General features: G+C 73.5%; 16 protein-coding genes and 1 pseudogene. 8 read left to right on the top strand and 9 right to left on the bottom strand.

Annotation, left to right across the window (positions count from 1 at the left end; genetic code table 11):
- The 5 genes and pseudogenes from CCN72_RS16145 to CCN72_RS16125 all read left to right on the top strand — a co-directional run.
- A pseudogene (locus CCN72_RS16145) lies at nt 1-423 on the top strand (proton-conducting transporter transmembrane domain-containing protein); the annotation flags it as partial.
- Complete coding sequence (locus tag CCN72_RS16140) at nt 420-1379, top strand: respiratory chain complex I subunit 1 family protein (RefSeq protein WP_086808122.1); 960 nt, start codon at nt 420-422, stop codon at nt 1377-1379. The pseudogene CCN72_RS16145 and the gene CCN72_RS16140, both read left to right, overlap by 4 nt.
- On the top strand, nt 1376-2053 hold the full coding sequence (locus CCN72_RS16135; RefSeq protein WP_086808121.1) for a hypothetical protein: 678 nt from the start codon (nt 1376-1378) through the stop codon (nt 2051-2053). The genes CCN72_RS16140 and CCN72_RS16135 overlap by 4 nt, the downstream gene beginning before the upstream one ends.
- Nucleotides 2053-3750: a proton-conducting transporter transmembrane domain-containing protein gene (locus CCN72_RS16130; RefSeq protein WP_244174251.1), complete on the top strand. Its 1698-nt coding sequence runs from the start codon at nt 2053-2055 to the stop codon at nt 3748-3750. The genes CCN72_RS16135 and CCN72_RS16130 overlap by 1 nt, the downstream gene beginning before the upstream one ends.
- A 4-nt stretch (nt 3751-3754) precedes the next feature.
- The gene (locus CCN72_RS16125; RefSeq protein WP_086808120.1) at nt 3755-5233 is read left to right on the top strand and encodes a hydrogenase large subunit; all 1479 of its coding nucleotides are present in this window, start codon (nt 3755-3757) and stop codon (nt 5231-5233) included.
- Here CCN72_RS16125 and CCN72_RS16120 read toward each other — a convergent pair.
- The gene (locus CCN72_RS16120; protein WP_086808119.1) at nt 5202-5744 is read right to left on the bottom strand and encodes a hypothetical protein; all 543 of its coding nucleotides are present in this window, start codon (nt 5742-5744) and stop codon (nt 5202-5204) included. The two genes, CCN72_RS16125 and CCN72_RS16120, sit on opposite strands and share 32 nt — an antisense overlap.
- Nucleotides 5745-6009: 265 nt before the next feature.
- On the opposite strand from CCN72_RS16120, the gene CCN72_RS16115 reads away from it, so the two are divergent.
- On the top strand, nt 6010-6972 hold the full coding sequence (locus CCN72_RS16115; RefSeq protein WP_085567920.1) for a LysR family transcriptional regulator: 963 nt from the start codon (nt 6010-6012) through the stop codon (nt 6970-6972).
- Nucleotides 6973-6981: 9 nt separating this feature from the next.
- Here CCN72_RS16115 and CCN72_RS16110 read toward each other — a convergent pair whose 3' ends face one another.
- From CCN72_RS16110 to CCN72_RS16075, 8 genes are all read right to left on the bottom strand, one after another.
- On the bottom strand, nt 6982-7965 hold the full coding sequence (locus CCN72_RS16110) for a zinc-dependent alcohol dehydrogenase family protein (protein WP_086808118.1): 984 nt from the start codon (nt 7963-7965) through the stop codon (nt 6982-6984).
- A gap of 126 nt (nt 7966-8091) precedes the next feature.
- Nucleotides 8092-9342: a vWA domain-containing protein gene (locus CCN72_RS16105; protein ID WP_086808117.1), complete on the bottom strand. Its 1251-nt coding sequence runs from the start codon at nt 9340-9342 to the stop codon at nt 8092-8094.
- Between the two features lie 33 nt (nt 9343-9375).
- Complete coding sequence (locus CCN72_RS16100; RefSeq protein WP_086808116.1) at nt 9376-10182, bottom strand: SRPBCC family protein; 807 nt, start codon at nt 10180-10182, stop codon at nt 9376-9378.
- 3 nt (nt 10183-10185) lie between these two features.
- Nucleotides 10186-11079, bottom strand: a complete 894-nt coding sequence (locus tag CCN72_RS16095) for an AAA family ATPase (RefSeq protein WP_086808115.1) — start codon at nt 11077-11079, stop codon at nt 10186-10188.
- Nucleotides 11076-11966, bottom strand: coding sequence for an XdhC family protein (locus CCN72_RS16090; protein ID WP_244174249.1), 891 nt, complete (start codon nt 11964-11966; stop codon nt 11076-11078). The genes CCN72_RS16095 and CCN72_RS16090 overlap by 4 nt, the downstream gene beginning before the upstream one ends.
- 60 nt (nt 11967-12026) lie before the next feature.
- Nucleotides 12027-14423 (bottom strand): aerobic carbon-monoxide dehydrogenase large subunit, encoded by a 2397-nt coding sequence (locus tag CCN72_RS16085; protein WP_086808113.1) that lies wholly within the window; start codon nt 14421-14423, stop codon nt 12027-12029.
- Entirely contained in the window at nt 14420-14980 is a 561-nt protein-coding gene (locus CCN72_RS16080) for a (2Fe-2S)-binding protein (RefSeq protein ID WP_372504362.1), read from the bottom strand. The genes CCN72_RS16085 and CCN72_RS16080 overlap by 4 nt, the downstream gene beginning before the upstream one ends.
- The gene (locus CCN72_RS16075) at nt 14977-15858 is read right to left on the bottom strand and encodes an FAD binding domain-containing protein (RefSeq protein WP_086808112.1); all 882 of its coding nucleotides are present in this window, start codon (nt 15856-15858) and stop codon (nt 14977-14979) included. The genes CCN72_RS16080 and CCN72_RS16075 overlap by 4 nt, the downstream gene beginning before the upstream one ends.
- A 344-nt stretch (nt 15859-16202) precedes the next feature.
- On the opposite strand from CCN72_RS16075, the gene CCN72_RS16070 reads away from it, so the two are divergent.
- Complete coding sequence (locus CCN72_RS16070) at nt 16203-17327, top strand: XdhC family protein (protein ID WP_086808111.1); 1125 nt, start codon at nt 16203-16205, stop codon at nt 17325-17327.
- 165 nt (nt 17328-17492) lie between these two features.
- A partial coding sequence (locus CCN72_RS16065; protein WP_086808124.1) for a tetratricopeptide repeat protein occupies nt 17493-17862 on the top strand: 370 nt, incomplete at its 3' end.

The raw sequence follows: 17862 nt of genomic DNA, 5'->3' as shown, positions 1-17862 counted from the left end.
GTGGCCGCCCTCACCGCCGCGCTCGCGCTCGCCACCGGGCTGCCCCGCCTCCTTTGCCGCCGAAGGCGCCGCACGGGCGCCCGGCTGTGGGACTGCGGGGGCGGGGCGCCGACACCGCGCATGGCGTACACGGCGACCTCGTTCGCCGAGCCGTTGCAGCGGGTCTTCGACGAGGTGCTCGCCCCGGAGCAGGACGTGGCCGTCACCCCGGTGCGCGGCTCGGCGTACCTGGTGGAGCGGGTGCGGTTCCGGCGCCGGGTACCCGACCGGATCGAACACCACCTGTACGAGCCGGTGTTGCGGGCGCTGGAGGGGACCGGCCGGGCGGCGCGGCGGCTCGCGGGCGGCAGTGTGCATGTGTATCTCGGCTATGGCTTCGCGGGACTCGTGGTCCTGCTCTCGGCACTGGTGGTGGGCTGGTGAGGAACGCGCTCGGGTACGCGGCCGTCGTCGGCCAGGTCGTCGCCGTGGTGGCCGGGGCGCCGCTGCTGACGGGGTGGATGCGGCTGGTGCGGGCCCGCCTCGAGGGCCGGGCGGGGGCCGGGGTGCTGCAACCCTGGCGGGACGCGCGCAAGTTGCTGCGCAAGGAGCCCGTCACCCCGGTCGGGACCGGGCCCGCCTTCCGGGTCGCGCCCGCGCTGCTGGTCGCCACCACCGTGGTGGCCGCCGCGCTGGTGCCGCTGCTGTCCACCGCCACACCGGTGAGCGGGCACGCGGATCTCATCGTGGTGGTGGCGCTGTTCGCGCTCGGCACGCTCGCCCTCGCCCTGGCCGGCCTGGACACCGGCACCGCGTTCGGCGGGATGGGCGCCTCCCGGGAGATGACCGTCGCGGCACTGGTCGAACCGACCATCCTGCTCTCGGTGTTCGCACTGTCGATACCGGCCGGGACCACCAACATCCCGGCGATCGTCGCCGACGCCCTCGGACAGCCGGCCCGGTTCGCCTCGCCGGCCGGGCTGCTCGCCGTCGCCGCGCTCGCGGTCGCGGTGCTCGCCGAGACCGGCCGGATCCCGGTGGACAACCCCTCCACACACCTCGAACTCACCATGATCCACGAGGCGATGGTGCTGGAGTACGCGGGCCCCGACCTGGCGCTGGTCGAACTCGGGGCACAGCTGCGGCTGGCGCTGCTGCTCGGGCTGCTGTCCTCGCTCTTCGTGCCCTGGGGCATCGCCACCGGCACCTCCTGGGCCGCGCTGGCCGCGGCCCCGGTGCTGTGCGCGGTGAAGGTGGCCGTGCTGGGCGCGCTGCTGGCGGCCGCCGAGGTGTGCTGGGCGAAGGTACGGCTGTTCCGGGTGCCCGAACTCCTCGCCGGTTCCTTCCTGTTGGCGCTGCTCTCGGTGTCCGCGTCGTACTTCCTGAACGGAGCGTCATGAGCGGCGGCCTGTACACCCGGCTCCTCGATCTGGCCTGCGGGGTCTTTCTGCTGGCGGCCGTGCTGGTGCTGTGGCGGCGCGAACTCACCGCGATCATCCGGGTGTTCGCCCTCCAAGGGGTGGCCCTCGCCGCCCTCGCCGTACTGCTCGGGGCGCACGAGGGGCGGTGGGACCTGGTCGGGGTGGGCCTCGGTGTCGGAGTGCTGCGGGCGGGCCTCCTGCCGTACCTGATGCGGCGCGCGCTGGCCGCACTGTCCGCGGGCCGGGGCGGCGAGGAGGTCCGCGAGACCCGGCCGCTGGTCAATGTGGCGGCCTCGCTGCTGACGGCGGCCCTGCTCACGCTGCTCGCCTACGCGGTGTCCCGGCCGCTGACCCTGCTCGATCCGACCCCGGCCACCCGGGCGCTGCCGGTGGGGCTCGCCGTCGTACTGATCGGGTTCTTCGTGCTGGTGACCCGGCGCCGGGCGCTCGCCCAGGTGGTCGGGTTCCTGCTGCTGGACAACGGCATCACCGCCACCGCCTTCCTCGCCACCTCCGGGGTGCCGCTCATCGTCGAACTGGGCGTCTCCTTCGATGTGTTGCTGGCGGTGCTGGTGCTGGAGATCCTCACCACCCGGATGCGGGCGGCCTTCGGCACGACCGACATCGACGACCTGCGGGAGCTGCACGACTGATGAACGCGACGCCGACCGCCGTCCTGCTCACCGCGCCCGCCGCCGTACCGCTGCTGGCCGCCGCCACGTACGCGCTCACCCCGGTCCGGGCGCCCCGACCGGTCCCGGTGCGGGTGCGGGTACGCCGGCCCGTAGGGGTGGGGGCGCACACGGGTGCGGCGGATCCGCTCCCCGACCGGGAGACGAGGGAACTGCCCGGCCCGGCCACGGGGATGCTGCCCGGCCAGGCCGCCGGGGCACCGGACGGCGACCCCGTCGGCATGCCTCCGGGGTCACCGGGTGCCCCGGTGCCCCCGGGACGGCAGCCCGCCGCCTGGGCCGGACTCGTCTCCCCCCTGGTGATCCTCCTGTGCGGGGGCCTCCTCGCCGTCCGGGTCCCCCGTACGGGTCCGCTGACCGCCTGGTCCGGGCTGCTGCGGGCGGACGCCCTCAGCGTCTGGATGCTGCTGGTGGTGGGCGCCGTGGCGCTGATCGCGTGCGGATCGGGGCCCGCGTACCTGGCGGGTGAGCAGGCCGCGGGACGGGCGAGCCGCCGCACGGCCTGGCGGTACCAGGTGCTGGTGCAGGCGTTCCTGGCCGCGATGTGCCTGGCCGTGGTGACCGCGAACCTCGGGGTGCTGTGGGTGGCGGTGGAGGCCACCACCATCGTCACGGCGTTCCTGGTGGGCCACCGCCGCACCCGCACCTCGGTGGAGGCCGCGTGGAAGTACGTGGTGATCTGCTCGGCGGGCATCGCGCTCGCCTTCCTCGGCACGGTGCTGATCTACTACGCGGCCCGGCAGGCGGGCGTCGCCGAGTCCTGGGCGCTGGACTGGCCCACGCTGGTGGCCCACGCCGGCCGCCTCGACGCGGGGGTCACCCGGCTCGGCGTCACCCTGGTCGTCCTCGGCTTCGGCGCCAAGGCGGGCCTGGTCCCGCTGCACGCCTGGCTGCCGGACGCGCACAGCCAGGCGCCCGCGCCGGTGTCCGCGCTGATGTCGGGGGTGCTGCTGTCCGTGGCGTTCTCGGCGATCCTGCGCTACCGGGTCATCGCGGACGCCGCCCTCGGCGCCGGTTTCACCCGGGTGCTGCTGGCCGGGATCGCCCTGCTCACGCTGGCCCTCGCCGCCGGGCTGCTGCTGGCCCAGCGCGACCACAAGCGGATGCTGGCCTACTCCAGCATGGAGCACATGAGCCTGATCGCCCTGGCCACGGCGGTCGGAAGCCCCCTCGCCCTGTCGGCGGCGCTGCTGCACATCGCCGGGCACGGCCTGGCCAAGTCGGCCGCGTTCTGCGCCGCGGGCCGGATCCTCCAGCTGACCGGCACCTCGCGCATCGGCCGGATCCGGGGGCTGCTCGGCCGGGCACCGCTGCTGGGCGGGGTGTTCGGCTGCGCGGTGGCGGCGCTGCTGGGCTTCCCGCCGTTCGGCCTCTTCGCCTCCGAACTCGGCATCGCCCGCGCGGGTTTCGCCGCCGGTACCGCACTCGCCTGGGCGACGGCGGCGGCCCTGCTGCTGGTACTCACCGCCTTCGCCGCACTCGCCGCCCGCACCGCCCATATGCTCCTCGGCCCGGCACCCGACATGCCAACGAGCCATTCCCGTAAGGGCACTTGGCCCCTGCTGCTCGCCCTGGCCGCCTGCGCGGCCCTGGGCACCGCCACCGGACCCCTCACCGGCCTGCTGCGCGCCGCCGCCGGCGCGATCGGAGGGCGCTGACCCCATGCGCACGACGGAAATCCTCGCCCTGTCCCAACTGCCCATCCGCGCGGCGGAGTTGCTGACGGACGGCCATCGGCTCGCGCTGGTCGCCGCCCATCACGACAAGCTCGGCATCCGCGTGGTGTACCTGTTCGTCGCCGGACCGCCCGACACCCGTACCGAACTCCATGTACTGCTCGATCCCGACCGCCCCGAACTGCCGACACTGGCCCATCTCTCGTACCCCGCAGGCCGGTTCGAGCGGGAGATGCGGGACCTGTTCGGCGTCGTACCGCTCGGGCATCCGCTGCCCCGCCGGCTGGTACGGCACTTCCACTGGCCGCGCGGCTGGTATCCGATGCGCCCGGACGCCGGACCCCCGCCGCCCTTCGGGGAGCAGGAGGGGCCGTACCCCTTCCTGGAGGTCGAGGGCGACGGGGTGTACGAGATCCCGGTCGGGCCGGTGCACGCGGGGCTGATCGAGCCGGGCCACTTCCGGTTCTCCGTGGTCGGCGAGACCATCCTCCGGCTCAAGGCCCGCCTGTGGTTCGTGCACAAGGGCGTCGAGAAGCTGTTCCAGGGGCGCACCGTCGCGGCCGGGCTGCCGCTGGCCGAGCGGATCAGCGGCGACACGGCCGTCGGCCACGCCCTCGCGTACTGCCTCGCCGTCGAGGAGGCGACCGGCGCCGAGGTCCCGGACGCGGCCCGGCGCGCCCGTGCCCTGCTCCTCGAACTGGAGCGGGTCCACAACCATGTGGCCGACCTCGGCATGCTCTGCAACGACGTCGGCCACGGCATCCTCAACGCCCACGCCCAGCGGATCCGCGAACAACTCCTGCGCCTCAACCGGGAGATCACCGGCCATCGGCTGCTGCGCGGCGGCATCGTCCCCGGCGGCGCGGACCTGCGCTCCGTGCCGGACGTACGACGGCTCAAGGCGATCGGCGAGGACATCCGCGAGCTCACCGGCCTCGCCCTCGGCCACTCCACGGTCCGCGACCGCTTCACCGGCACCGCCGTGCTGCCCGCCGACGCCGCCCGGGAGATCGGCTGCCTCGGCTATGTGGCCCGCGCCAGCGGCCTCGACCACGACGCCCGCCGCGCGCACCCGTTCCTCGACCACCACGCGCCGAAGGGCGCCGTCCGCGGCGGCGGCGACGTACTGGCCCGCTTCCTGGTGCGGGCCGAGGAGATCGACGTCTCCCTCGCGATGATCGGGCACTTCGCCGGGGAACTCGCCGGGCCGGTCACCGCGCTGGGCGCGCCACCGGCGCCGGGCACGGGGCCCCGCAGCGGGGTGGGTCTGGTGGAGGGCTGGCGCGGCACCATCGCCACCCGGGTCGAACTCGCCCCCGACGGGACGCTGCGCCGGGTCAAGCCCGTCGACCCGTCCTTCTTCAACTGGCCCGCGCTGCCGGTCGCGTTGACCGACACGATCGTGCCGGACTTCCCGCTGACCAACAAGAGCTTCAATCTGTCGTACGCGGGGAACGACCTGTGAGCCCGCAGACCCCCCGGGCCTCGGCGGGCGGAACGGTCCGGTGCTCGGCGCCGCCCGGCCACAGCACCTCCACGTCGACGCCGTGGCTGCGCGCGTAGGCCACCAAGTGGGCGGTCGCGTCACGGCCGTTGGAGGGTGAGCCGTCCCAGATGGCCAGCACCCGGGCGCAGGAGCGGACCAGGGCCTCGTCGGCGCCGATGCAGGAGGCGCGGTCGCCGGGGTCGTACTCGACCAGGCGCACCATCTGCGACAGCAGCAGCAGTTCACCGGCCGCTTTGCGGTCCGGCTCGGCGACGTAGGCGGGCACGCCGCTGAGGGACGGCAGCACGGTCACCAGGGCCAGCCCCGCCTTGCGCGCGGCCCGCCCGAACGCCACGGGCAGGCCCCTGCCGGCGCGGACCAGCCCGGCGCGGCCGGTGCGGGCGCGGTCGGCCAGCCGCGAGCGCAGCTCCTCCTCCAGGAGGGCCAGCGTCGGCACGGTGAGATCCGGATGTCCGACCACGGCGATCACTCCTGGCCTTCCCTTCCTCGCATGCGCCGATCATCGTCATGCGCGGGCGCCGGGCACAGGGGCCTGTCGGCAGCGATTGCGGGGCCGAACGGCCCATCGACGGCCGCGTCGGCGATGCGCCGGGCACAGGTGTGCGAGGGGTGCGGCCGGGGCCCGGGGATTCGGCCGGTTTCATGGCCCCGGAACGATCTGTGCGGTAGCTTGAGACGCAGGTCACACCCGCCACATATGCACAGGCATCCGTGGTGATCAGGGGAGGTTCTGGTTGACCCCGGCACAGCTGCGGGCGTTCTCGGCGACCGTCCGGCTCGGCTCCGTGAAGGCAGCGGCGGCGGACCTCGCGGTGACCGAGGCCGCCGTCTCGCTGCACATCGCCCATCTGCGCCGGGAGCTCGGCGACAAGCTGTTCACCCGCACGGGCAGCGGGCTGGCGTTCACCCCGGGCGGACTGCGGCTCGCCAGCCGCGCGGCGCAGATGCTGGGCCTTCAGGACCAGACCGTGCTGGAGGTGCAGCAGGCCGGGTCCGGGCGGCGGCTGCTACGGGTCGCCACCTCGAGCCTGTTCGCCGAGTACGCGGCGCCCGGCCTGATCGAACTCTTCGCGGGGCGGGCCGACGATCTCGACGTCGAACTCAGCGTGCACGATCCGCAGCGCTTCCCGCTGCTGCTGCTGGAGCGGGCGGTGGACGTGGCCATCGGACCCCGGCCGGCCACCGTGGACGCCTCGATGAGCTGTACGCACTTCCTCAACTACCAGATGATCGCGGTCGTCGGCGCCACCCATCCGCTCGCCGCCCGCACCGGGCCCGCCGGGGTCGCGGAGCTGCGCGAGCAGACCTGGCTGCTCGGGCCCTCGGCGGTGGGGCGGGCCGGGATAGTGCCGTCGGTGCTGCGGCGGCTCCAGATTCCCGAGGACCGCCAGCGGATCTTCCAGAGCCACACCGCGGCGGTGGACGAGGCGAAGCACGGCACCGGGGTGGCGCTCGCGGTGACGTTCGCGGTCAGCAAGGACCTCGCCGACGGCGACCTGCGGCAGCTCGGCGGCCCCCAACTGCCCGCGCGCGGCTCCTGGAACCTCCTCACGCTCGGCGACCGCGAGGCCCCGCCCGCCGCCGCCGAACTCCGCCGCTTCGTCACCACCCCGCGCGCCACCCAGGCCATGCTGCGCGGCGCGGGCGTCACGGCGGGCCGGTTCCGTCCGGCGATCCATGTGACGCTGTGGAGCTGAGCCGCGGCGTCACCGCTGCGGTTCGATCAGCAGCTTTCCGCCTCTGTACCCGGCGGCGGGCGCCCGGAGATGCTCGACGAGTGCGCTGAGCCCGACCCGGTGTGACACGGCCGTACGCAGCAGGCCGCGGCGCAGCTGCTCGAAGACCGGCGCGAACAGCTCGGGCAGATGGCGCCGCCCGTCCCCATGGACGGTGTCGCGCAACCGGAACAACTCCACGCGCGGGCCCCCGGGTTCGGTGAAGCACCGCGCGGGCAGCGGCCTGCCCGACAGCAGCCCGTAGTGGACGAACACGCCGTCGCCGGACGTAAGTGCGCAGATGTCCGCGCCCACCTCGCCGCCGACGCAGTCGTAGGCCACGTCGATCCCCCGGGGCCCGGTCAGCGCCCGCAGCCGTTCGCGCCACCCGGGCTCGTCCGTGCGGATCAGGGCCCGCCACCGGGACGGCTCGGCGACCGTCCGCCCGGGCGTTCCGCGTACGACCCCGATCGGCGCGACACCGCGCGCGGTGAGGAGTTCCGCCAGGTGTCCGCCGATGGCCGAGGCCGCCGCCGTGACCACCACGGCGCGCACCCCCGGCCGGCAGAACCGCTCGACCATCGTCACGGCGGTCAGGGGGTTGATGGAGGCGAAGCAGGCGACGTCGTCGGGGAGATCGTCCGGGACCGGGACGCACCAGGAGTGGTCGAGCCGCTTGTACTGCTGCCAGGCCCCCGCGGAACCCAGCGGAAGCACCCGCCGGCCCAGCGCCGCGGCGGGCACCCCCGGTCCGACGGCCTCGATCACACCGACGCCGTCGAACCCCGGGACCAGGGGGAACGACGTCCGGGTCCCGTAGGCGCCCGAGACGGTGACCTCGTCGGAGGGATGGACGGTCGACGCGAGCATCCGCACCACGACCTCGCCCGCGCCGGGGGCCGGCGGCCCGGCCACCTCGCGTACGGCCAGGACATCGGCGAGACGACCGGGTGAGTCGACGACGGCGGCCAGCATCGACGGCCTCCCTTCCCTGCACATGCCAGAACGATCCAGAACGTCCCATCCTAGGAACGCCGAGGATCGCGACTCCGACCGGGACAGCGCCGGGGCCGGTGCAGCGCCGGGGCCGGCCGTGGGGGCCTACTCCCACACCTTCGTGCGACGCCGAGGCGGGCCGCCGCGCCCCGTCAGCCGGGCCACCTCCGGGGCCACCCGCAGCAGGGAGGCGAAGGTGTCCGCCGGGAGAAGCAGGTCGATGTACGGGAGCGCGGCGGTCATCGTCGTCGTACGGGGACGGTAACCCGGGGCGCCCGCGCGGGGGTTGAGCCAGACGACCGTATGGGCGCGGCGGCGCAGCCGGGCCATGGCCGCGGCGAGGCGTTCGGGCGGGTCGCCGTCCCAGCCGTCGGAGGCGATCAGCACCACCGCGCCGCGCAGCGCGCCCCCGTGGTGGGAGGCGAGCAGGGTTTCCAGGCAGTGCGCGATCCTGGTGCCGCCGAACCGGTCCTCGACCCGCCCCGACGCCTCCTCGAACGCCGTCTCGGCTGAGCGGTGCGCGAGCACGTTGGTGAGCCGGGTCAGCGAGGTGGCGAAGGCGAACACCTCGGCCCGCGTGGTCAGCGCGAGCACCCGCATCAGATGCAGATAGGCCACCGCCTGCGCCTGCATCGACCGGCTCACATCGCACAGCACCACCACCCGCCGGGGCCGGTCCAGGGGCCCGGTGCGCACCAGCCGGACCGGTTCCCAGCCGGTGCGCCGGGAGCGGGCCACCGTCTCCCGGATCGCCACCCGGGGCCCGCCAGGACGCCGCGTGTACCGGCGGGAGCGGCGCGTCGGCCACTGCCGCAGCCCCGTCTCCAGCCACTGCCCGAGCAGCGCCGCCTCCCGCTCGCCGAGCCGCTCGAACGGTGTGTCCACGGCACCGGCCAGCTCGGTCGGCAGCCGCTGCGGCACGGTCAGTACGTGTTCCTCGCTCGGCTCGGCCGCCCCCACCACCGGCGGCAGCGTCACCCAGGGCAGCCCCGCGTCCTCCACCGGATCGCCGGACGCGCCCGCGGGCAGCGGGGCACGGACGTCGTCTCCGGCGGGTGGCACGGCGCCCCGGCCGGTACGGCGGGCGTGCGGGTCCAGGGACAGCACGGCGTCCCCGAACACCGCGTCGAAGACCTCGTCGAAGCGGGTCAGATACGGCTGGTCGCGGACGAGGGTGACCCGGGCCGTCCAGTACAGGGCGGACCGTGTCGTGGGCCATGACGCGGCCAGCGCGCGTACGAAGTCCCGGGCCGAGGTCAGGCCCACGGGCACGCCCCGGCTCCGCAGCCGGTCGGCGAGCGCAACGGCGAACGCGGCCCGGTCGACGGCGGGCAGGAACGGCTCGGTCGGCGTCATCACACGGGCTCCCGTGTCACCGCCTCGCCGGGCTCAGTGCACCGCCCAGTAGATCACCACGCCGACGACGACCGCGCCGACGGCCACCGGGACGAGCCGCTTGTACACCGACTTCCCGGCGTACTGCATCAGGTCCAGGGGTTCGTTCTCGCGCACGGTCGGCTGCGGGCGGGCGGCGGGCCGGGGCGCGGCGGCGGACTCGGACCGAGGGGGCGCTGAGGGCCGTACGGCATGGGCGTCCGCAGGGGCATCCGCAGGGGCATGGGTGTCGGCGGCGGTCGGCTCGGTCAAGGTCGGCTCGGCGGTAGACGGCCCGACGGCGCTCTGCTCGGCGGTGGTCGCGGACGAGGGCGCGGGCGCAGGTGCCTCGGATGCCTCCGGCTCCGTCGGCTCCGGCTTGTGCAGCAGCTGCTCCTCCACGTTCGCCACGAACTGCGCGAACAGCTTCTCGGAGATCTCCTTGATCATGCCGCTGCCGAACTGGGCCAGTTTCCCACTGATGTTGAGGTCGGTGCTGACGCTCACCGCGGTGCCCGTGCCGTCGGGCCGCAGCCGGGCGTGCACCGTCGCGGAGGCGTTGCCCTGGCCCCGGGTGTCCTTGCCGGAGGCGCTGATCACCGCGCTGTGGCTGGCCTCGTCCTGCTCGGTGAAGCGGGCGGTGCCCTGGAACTGGCTGATCACCGGCCCGACCTTGACCTTCACCTTGCCCCGGTAGACATCGCCGTCGACCCCGGTGAGCTGGGCACCGGGCATACAGGGGGCGAGGCCCTCCAGATCGGTGAGCGCCTGCCAGGCCCGCTCCAGGGGCGCGTCCACCCGGAACTCGTTGTCGATCTTCATGGCTTACGGTCTCCTCGCTTCTTCGGGGTAGCCGAGCTCGCCGAGGGCCCCGGTGATGGTGGTGCGGTCGTCGGGGCTCTTGGCGACCGCGCTGAGGGTGCTGATCACATCGCGGCGGGCCAGCCGGGACACGCGCAGCGCGGCGAGCGCGGACACCCAGTCGATGGCCTCCGCCAGGCCGGGCGCCTTGTCCAGATCCAGCGCGCGGACCTGGCCGATGAACGCGGTGGCGGACGCGATCAGCGGTTCGTTCGCGGCCGGCACCGAGCGGCGCAGGATCTCCGCCGCGCGCTCGGGGACGGGATAGTCGATCCAGTGGTAGAGACAGCGGCGGCGCAGCGCGTCGTGGAGTTCGCGGCTGCGGTTGGAGGTGAGGACCACCACCGGGGGCCGGGCGGCGGCGAAGGTGCCCAGCTCCGGGACGGTGATGCTCCACTCCCCCAGGAACTCGAAGAGCAGCGCCTCGAATTCGTCGTCCGCGCGGTCGATCTCGTCGATCAGGAGCACCGGCGGCAGCGGCCCCTGATGGCGTACGGCGCGCAGCAGCGGCCGGTCCAGCAGGAAGTCCTCGGTGAACAGGTCGGCGTCGCCCAGACGCTCCCCGCGCGCCTCGGTGAGCCGTACGGCGAGCAGCTGGCGCTGGTAGTTCCACTCGTACAGCGCCTCTCCGGCCGTCAGTCCCTCGTAGCACTGGAGGCGGATCAGCGGCGTGGCGAGGGCTTCCGCGAGCGACTTGGCCGCGCTGGTCTTGCCGACGCCCGGCTCGCCCTCCAGGAGCAGCGGCCGGTCGAGGACGGTGGCCAGGTAGAGGGCGGTGGCGGTGCCCTCGTCCACGAGGTGGCCGACCTCGGCGAGACGGCGCCGTACGTCCTCGGCGTCCAGGAAGAGTGCGCTCACCCGCCCACCAGCCCCGTCGCACAGCGGTCCCGGCAGCCGGTGCCGCAGAACCAGAACTCCTTGTCCCCGGCGGTGAGATGAGGCGTATCGGCGGTCACGGTCACCGTCATCCCGCAGACCGGGTCGACGACCTGGACCGGCGCTTCGGGCAGGGCCGTCGGCGGTGGCGCGCCGCGCGCGTGTACGGCCTCCACCACCTCCGCGAGGATGGACAGTGCCACCTCCGGTGCCGTGCGGGCGCCGATGTCGAGGCCGGCCGGGGTGTGCACACGGGCCCGCTCCGCCTCGCCGAGGCCGAGTTCGTCCAGCAGGGCGGCGCCCCGGCGGCGGCTGGCGACCAGGGCGATGTGCGGGACGTCCGCGTCCAGGGCGGCGCGCAGCGCCTCGGCGTCGCCGCGGCCCTGCCCGGCCACGATCACCGCGCCGGTGTACTCGGCGGGCGGCCCGTCGGGCAGGGAGCGCGCGGTGGCGTAGCCGAGGACATCGGCGAGGGCGATGAACGCCTCCGCGATCGGGGTGGTGCCGACGACCTCGATCAGGGGCGGCGGCAGCACCGGCTCCAGGAAGATCTCCAGCGCCCCGCCGGACAGACAGGGGTTGACCACCACCTTGGCGCCCGGGGTGTCCGGGAAGGCCACCTCGCCCGCCGGCAGCACCCGCAGCAGCAGCGGCCCGCCGCCGTTGAGGGCGCCGAGCGCCGCCGTGCGCACCGAGCCCTCGGCGCACATCCCGCCGACGAATCCGTCGATCGTGCCGTCGCCGTACACGATCGCCTCGTCGCCCGGGTGCGCGGACGCGGGCGGCTGGGCGCGCACGACGCGGGCGTGCACGAACGGCACGCGCCGCTGGGCCAGTTCGAGCGCACGCGCGCTCACCGTCTTGGGCACCCCGGTCACCTCCTCGACTCCGTCACCGTCTCCTGTTCCTGCGGCGGGCGCCACTTCTCGTCAGATCGGCGGGAGGGGCCGGCCCTGCATCGCCTCCCAGACCCGGGAGGGGGTCAGCGGCATGTCCGCGTGCCGGATCCCGAACGGGGAGAGCGCGTCGACCACCGCGTTGACGATCGCCGGCGGGGAGCCGACGGTCGCGGACTCGCCCACGCCCTTGGCGCCGATCGGGTGGTGCGGGGAGGGGGTGACCGTGAACCCCGTCTCCCAGTCGGGCACTTCGAGGGCGGTCGGGATGAGGTAGTCCATCAGGGAGCCGCTGAGGCAGTTGCCGTCCTCGTCGAAGGCGATCATCTCCATCAGCGCCATGCCGACGCCGTCGGTGAGTCCGCCGTGCACCTGGCCCTCGATGATCATCGGGTTGATGCGGGTGCCGCAGTCGTCCACCGCCACGAACCGCCGTACCGTCACCTTCGCGGTGCCCGGGTCGATGTCGACCACGCAGATGTAGGCGCCGTGCGGATAGGTGAGGTTCTCCGGGTTGTAGCAGATCTGCGCCTCCAGACCGCCCTCGACGCCCTCGGGCAGATCGCCCGCGCCGTGCGCCCGCATCGCGATGTCCTGGATGGTCACGGAGGCGTTCGGGTCGCCCGCCACCGTGAAGGAGCCCTTCTCCCACTCCAGGTCGGCGACCGAGACCTCCAGCATCCCGGAGGCGATCAGCCGCGCCTTGTCGCGGACCTTGCGGGCGACCAGGGCGGCCGCCGCGCCGGAGACCGGCGTGGAGCGGCTGCCGTAGGTGCCGAGGCCGAACGGGGTCTGGTCGGTGTCGCCGTGCACGACCTCGATGTCCTGGGGCGGGATGCCGAGTTCCTCGGCGACGATCTGCGCGAACGTCGTCTCATGGCCCTGCCCCTGGCTCTGCACCGACAGCCGTACGACGGCCTTTCCGGTGGGGTGGACCCGCAGTTCGCAGCCGTCGGCCATGCCGAGGCCGAGGATGTCCATGTCCTTGCGGGGTCCGGCGCCGACCGCCTCGGTGAAGAAGGACACGCCGATGCCCATGATCTCGCCGCGGGCCCGCTTCTCCGCCTGCTCGGCGCGCAACTCGTCGTATCCGGCGAGCTGTTTGGCCAGTTCCATGGTCGGGGCGTAGTTCCCGGAGTCGTAGACCCAGCCGGTCTTGGTGCGGTACGGGAACTGCTCGGGCCGGATGAAGTTCTTCATCCGCAGCTCGATCGGGTCCATCCGCAGTTCGTCGGCGAGGCAGTTGACGATCCGCTCGACCAGGTAGACCGCCTCGGTGATGCGGAAGGAGCAGGCGTACGCCACCCCGCCCGGCGCCTTGTTGGTGTAGACGGCGGTCATCTTGCAGTAGGCCGCCTCCAGGTCGTAGCTGCCGGTGAAGACGCCGAAGAAGCCGGCCGGGTACTTCACGGGCGCGGCGACGCCGTTGAACGCGCCGTGGTCGGCGAGGACGTTGGTGCGGATCGCGAGGATCCTGCCGTCGCGGGTGGCCGCGATCTCGCCGCGCATGATGTAGTCGCGGGCGAAGCCGGTGCTGATCAGGTTCTCCGCGCGGTCCTCCATCCACTTCACCGGTTTGCCGGTGAGCAGGGAGCCGACGATCGCGCACACATAACCCGGGTAGATCGGCACCTTGTTGCCGAATCCGCCGCCGATGTCCGGGGAGACCACCCGGATCTTGTGCTCGGGCAGTCCGGCGACGATCGCGTACAGGGTGCGGTGGGCGTGCGGGGCCTGGGTGGTGGACCACAGGGTGAGCTTGCCGTCGACCGCGTCGTAGTCGGCGACCGCGCCGCAGGTCTCCATGGGAGCCGGGTGCACCCTCGGGTAGACGATGTCCTGCGAGACGACCACGTCCGCGCGCCGGAACACCTCGTCGGTGGCGTCCGCGTCCCCGGTCTCCCAGTCGAAGACGTGGTTGTCGGCCTTGCCCTCCAGGTCGTCGCGGATGACCGGCGCCTCGGGCGAGAGGGCGGTGCGTACGTCGATCACCGCGTCCAGGGGTTCGTACTCGACGTCGATCAGTTCGAGGGCGTCGCGCGCCGCGTACCGGTCCTCGGCGACGACGAAGGCGACCTCCTGGCCCTGGAAGCGGACCTTGTCGGTGGCGAGGACGGCCTGCACGTCGTTCGACAGGGTCGGCATCCAGGCCAGGCCCTTCTCGGCGAGCATCGCGCCGGTGACCACCAGGCGGACCTTGGGGTGGGCCTCGGCGAGGGTGGTGTCGACGGAGAGGATGCGGGCGTGGGCGAGCGGGGAGCGCAGGATCGCCAGGTGGAGCATGCCGGGCAGTTGGAGGTCGTCCACATAGCGGCCCCGGCCGCGGACGAAGCGGGGGTCCTCCTTGCGCAGCATCCGGCCGTGGCCGTTGGGCTTCTGGTCGTTGTCGACGAAGGCGGTGCGGTGGCCGTTGGCGGCGACGGTGGTCATGAGGCGCTCCCCGAGGTCGACGCGACGGAGGGTCCGGGAGCGTCGGCCGGTGCGACGGTCCGCTCGGGCTCCTCGGCGGTGGTGCGGGTGCCGGCCTGTTCGGCGGCGGCCCAGCGGATCGAGCGGACGATGGTGGCGTAGCCGGTGCAGCGGCAGATCTGGCCCGAGATGGCCTCGCGGATCTCCTCGTCGGAGGGGTCCGGGTTCCGGTCGAGCAGGGCGCGGGCGGTCATCATCATGCCGGGGGTGCAGAAGCCGCACTGGAGTCCGTGGCATTCCATGAACCCGCGCTGGATCGGGTCGAGTTCGCCGTGCTGCTCCAGGCCCTCGACGGTGCGTACCTCGTGGCCGCCCGCCATCGCGGCCAGTACCGTACAGGACTTGACGGGTTCGCCGTCCAGCCAGACCACGCAGGTGCCGCAGTTGCTGGTGTCGCAGCCCCAGTGGGTGCCGGTGAGCTGGAGGTGGTCGCGCAGGAAGTGCACCAGCAGCAGCCGGCCCTCGATCTCCCGGGTGACCTCTTCGCCGTTGACGGTCATGGTGACCTGCACGATCACACCTCCTGTCCGTTGATCCGGGCCGTGGCCCGGCGCAGTACGCGCATCGTCAGCTCGCGGGCCAGATGCCGCTTGTACTCGGCGCTGCCGCGCCGGTCGGTGGCCGGGGAGCAGGACTCGGCCGCGATGTCGCCGGCCCGCGCCCACAGCTCCTCGGCGGGCGGCTGTCCGCGCAGGGCGTCGGCGATCCCGGGGATGCCGGCGGTGTTCGGGCCGACGGCGGCGAGGCCGACCCGGGCGTCCGCGATCAGCCCGGACCCGTCCAGCCAGAGCGCGGCGCCCGCCGAGACGACCGCCCAGTCCCCGGCGCGCCGCTCGACCTTCTCGTAGGCGCTGGAGCCGCGCGGGCGGACCGGGAAGCGGACCTCGGTGAGGATCTCCGCGTCGCCGACGGCGGTCTCGTACGGGCCCTGGTGGAAGTCCTCCATGGAGACCACGCGCTCGCCGTCCATCCCGCGGATGACGCAGGACGCGTCCAGCGTGGTGCACACCGCCGAGAGGTCCTCGGAGGGGTCCGCCTGGCACAGGGAGCCGCCCAGGGTGCCGCGGTTGCGCACCACGGGGTCGGCGATCACCCGTTCGGCGTCGCGGAAGATCGGGAAGGCGGCGGCGAGTTCGTCGGACTCCAGCAGTTCGCGGTGCCGGGTCATCGCGCCGATGCGGATCATGCCGGGCTCGACACGGATATAGCCCAGCTCGTCGTGCAGCTCATTGATATCGATCAGGTATTCGAAGTTGGCCAGCCTGAGTTTCATCATCGGGATGAGGCTGTGCCCGCCGGCCACCAGGCGGGCGGTGTCGCCGAGCCGGTCCAGGAGCGTGACCGCCTCGTCCACCGTGCCCACCCGCTGGTACTCGAACGGAGCGGGAACCTGCATGCCGCACTCCCCTGTCTCGCCCGGCGGGCAGCCGGGCGCGTCGGGCGCCGTTGTCCAAAGATCATTGCGCCTCCGTCCGGGGCGGGGTGTCAATCGCGGCTTAAGCCTTTGCTTAACTCGCTCGGCGCGGAGGGCGCGGTCACTTAAGCGAAGACTTAAGCTGCCGTTGACATGCGACGGACGGCATTCGCATGATCCGGACGCCGGGCGGGTGAGAACGGCTGCCACGGGGTTTGGGCCGGGGCCGGACGCCAAGGCGCGGACCGCCGTACGGCCTGCACACAGGACCGAACGGGTATTCGGTGGGTGTGGCGGTGGTGGCCGCCGCCGAAGGAGGCACACGAATGCGGGACATCGCGCAGGGCCTCTCCTCCTGGAGTGCGTCCGGCAAGCGATTCGCGGTGGCGACGGTCGTACGGACCTGGAAGTCGGCGCCGCGCCAGGCGGGCTCGTCGCTGGCGGTCGCCGAGGACGGCGAGGTGATCGGCAGCGTCTCCGGCGGCTGCGTGGAGGGCGCGGTCTACGAGCTGGCGAGCGAGGTCCTGGAGAGCGGCGAGCCCGCTCTCGTGACCTACGGCGTCAGCGACGACGACGCGCTGGCGGTCGGCCTGACCTGCGGCGGGATCATCGAGATCCTGGTACGGCCGGCGGGCGCGGGCCGCTTCCCGGGGCTGCCGGGGGTGCTGGAGGCGATGGACGCGGGGCGGCCGGTGGCGGTGGTGTCGCCGCTGCCCGACGAGGGCGGTGGCGCGGAGCCGGATCCCACGGCCGCGCCCGCCGGTCAGATGATCGTCACGCCGTCCGGTGCGCAGGGCACGCTGGGCGGCCCCCGTCTCGACGCCGCGGTGGTCGAGCGGGCGCAGGGGCTGCTGGCGCAGGGCAGTACCGGTGTGGTGCGGGTCGGGCGCGCGGGTGAGGAGCGGCGCGACGATGTCGCCGTGTTCGTGGAGTCCTTCGCGCCGCCGCCGCGGATGCTGGTGTTCGGCGCCATCGACTTCGCGTCCGCGGTGGCCCGGATCGGCAAGTTCCTCGGCTATCACGTCACGGTGTGCGACGCCCGCCCGGTGTTCGCCACCCGCCGCCGCTTCCCGGACGCGGACGAGCTGGTGGTGGACTGGCCGCACCGCTATCTGGAGTCGACCGAGGTGGACGAGAACACGGTGATCTGCGTCCTCACCCACGATCCGAAGTTCGATGTGCCGCTGCTCCAGCGGGCGCTGCGCACCCCCGCCCGCTACATCGGCGCGATGGGCAGCCGCCGTACCCATGAGGACCGGCTGCGGCGACTGCGCGAGGAGGGCATGACCGAGGCGGAACTCTCCAGACTCTCCGCCCCGATCGGCCTCGACCTGGGCGCCCGCACCCCGGAGGAGACGGCGGTGGCCATCATGGCCGAGGTCATCGCCCTGCGCTGGGGCGGCACGGGCCGCCGCCTGGTGGAGATGACTCCGCTGCCGATCCATCGCTGACACCGGTAGACAGTCGCCGACGCCGTCCGGGATCTATGCGGGACCCCGGAGGAGGGACCAAGGGGTCGCCTCGGCCCGGGAACCGGACGTGGACCGGCCCCACGGAAGCAGGTAGTGGAATATTGAACTACCTGGTGCCGTTGTGCCCGGCGAAGGAGGTCCCAAGTGGAGACCACGTACTACGACCACGGCAGCCCGGCCGAGCGCTGGGAGCGTGCCCGGGCGTTCTTCGCGGCCAAGGACTACGCGGGGGCGGCGCGCGTGCTGGTCGCCCTGGTGGAGGAGGTGCCGGAGCAGACCGGGCCCCGGCTGCTGCTGGCCCGTGCGTACTACCACTCGGCGCAGCTGCGGCGGGCCGAGGACCAGCTGCGGACGATCGTGGAGCGCGACCCGGTGGAGCACTACGCCCGGCTGATGCTGGGCCGCACGCTCGAACGGCAGTCACGGCACGAGGAGGCGCAGCGGCATCTGCGGATCGCCGCCGCGCTCGCGGGCGACCTTCCCCAGGTCCGGAGCGACCTCCCGCAAGGCCGGA

The organism is Streptomyces murinus (genome assembly GCF_002154555.1).
Classification (GTDB): domain Bacteria; phylum Actinomycetota; class Actinomycetes; order Streptomycetales; family Streptomycetaceae; genus Streptomyces; species Streptomyces murinus.
The sequence above is the reverse complement of the archived record's forward strand: the minus strand, read 5'-3'. Positions and strand labels throughout refer to the sequence as shown.

What these genes read in the sequence shown, in the direction of transcription:
- CCN72_RS16135 (WP_086808121.1), top strand. Translation starts at nt 1,376, where the DNA reads ATGAGCGGCGGCCTGTACACCCGGCTCCTCGATCTGGCCTGCGGGGTC.
- CCN72_RS16130 (WP_244174251.1), top strand. Translation starts at nt 2,053, where the DNA reads ATGAACGCGACGCCGACCGCCGTCCTGCTCACCGCGCCCGCCGCCGTA.
- CCN72_RS16125 (WP_086808120.1), top strand. Translation starts at nt 3,755, where the DNA reads ATGCGCACGACGGAAATCCTCGCCCTGTCCCAACTGCCCATCCGCGCG.
- CCN72_RS16110 (WP_086808118.1), bottom strand. Translation starts at nt 7,965, where the DNA reads ATGCTGGCCGCCGTCGTCGACTCACCCGGTCGTCTCGCCGATGTCCTG.
- CCN72_RS16105 (WP_086808117.1), bottom strand. Translation starts at nt 9,342, where the DNA reads ATGACGCCGACCGAGCCGTTCCTGCCCGCCGTCGACCGGGCCGCGTTC.
- CCN72_RS16100 (WP_086808116.1), bottom strand. Translation starts at nt 10,182, where the DNA reads ATGAAGATCGACAACGAGTTCCGGGTGGACGCGCCCCTGGAGCGGGCC.
- CCN72_RS16085 (WP_086808113.1), bottom strand. Translation starts at nt 14,423, where the DNA reads ATGACCACCGTCGCCGCCAACGGCCACCGCACCGCCTTCGTCGACAAC.
- CCN72_RS16075 (WP_086808112.1), bottom strand. Translation starts at nt 15,858, where the DNA reads ATGCAGGTTCCCGCTCCGTTCGAGTACCAGCGGGTGGGCACGGTGGAC.
- CCN72_RS16070 (WP_086808111.1), top strand. Translation starts at nt 16,203, where the DNA reads ATGCGGGACATCGCGCAGGGCCTCTCCTCCTGGAGTGCGTCCGGCAAG.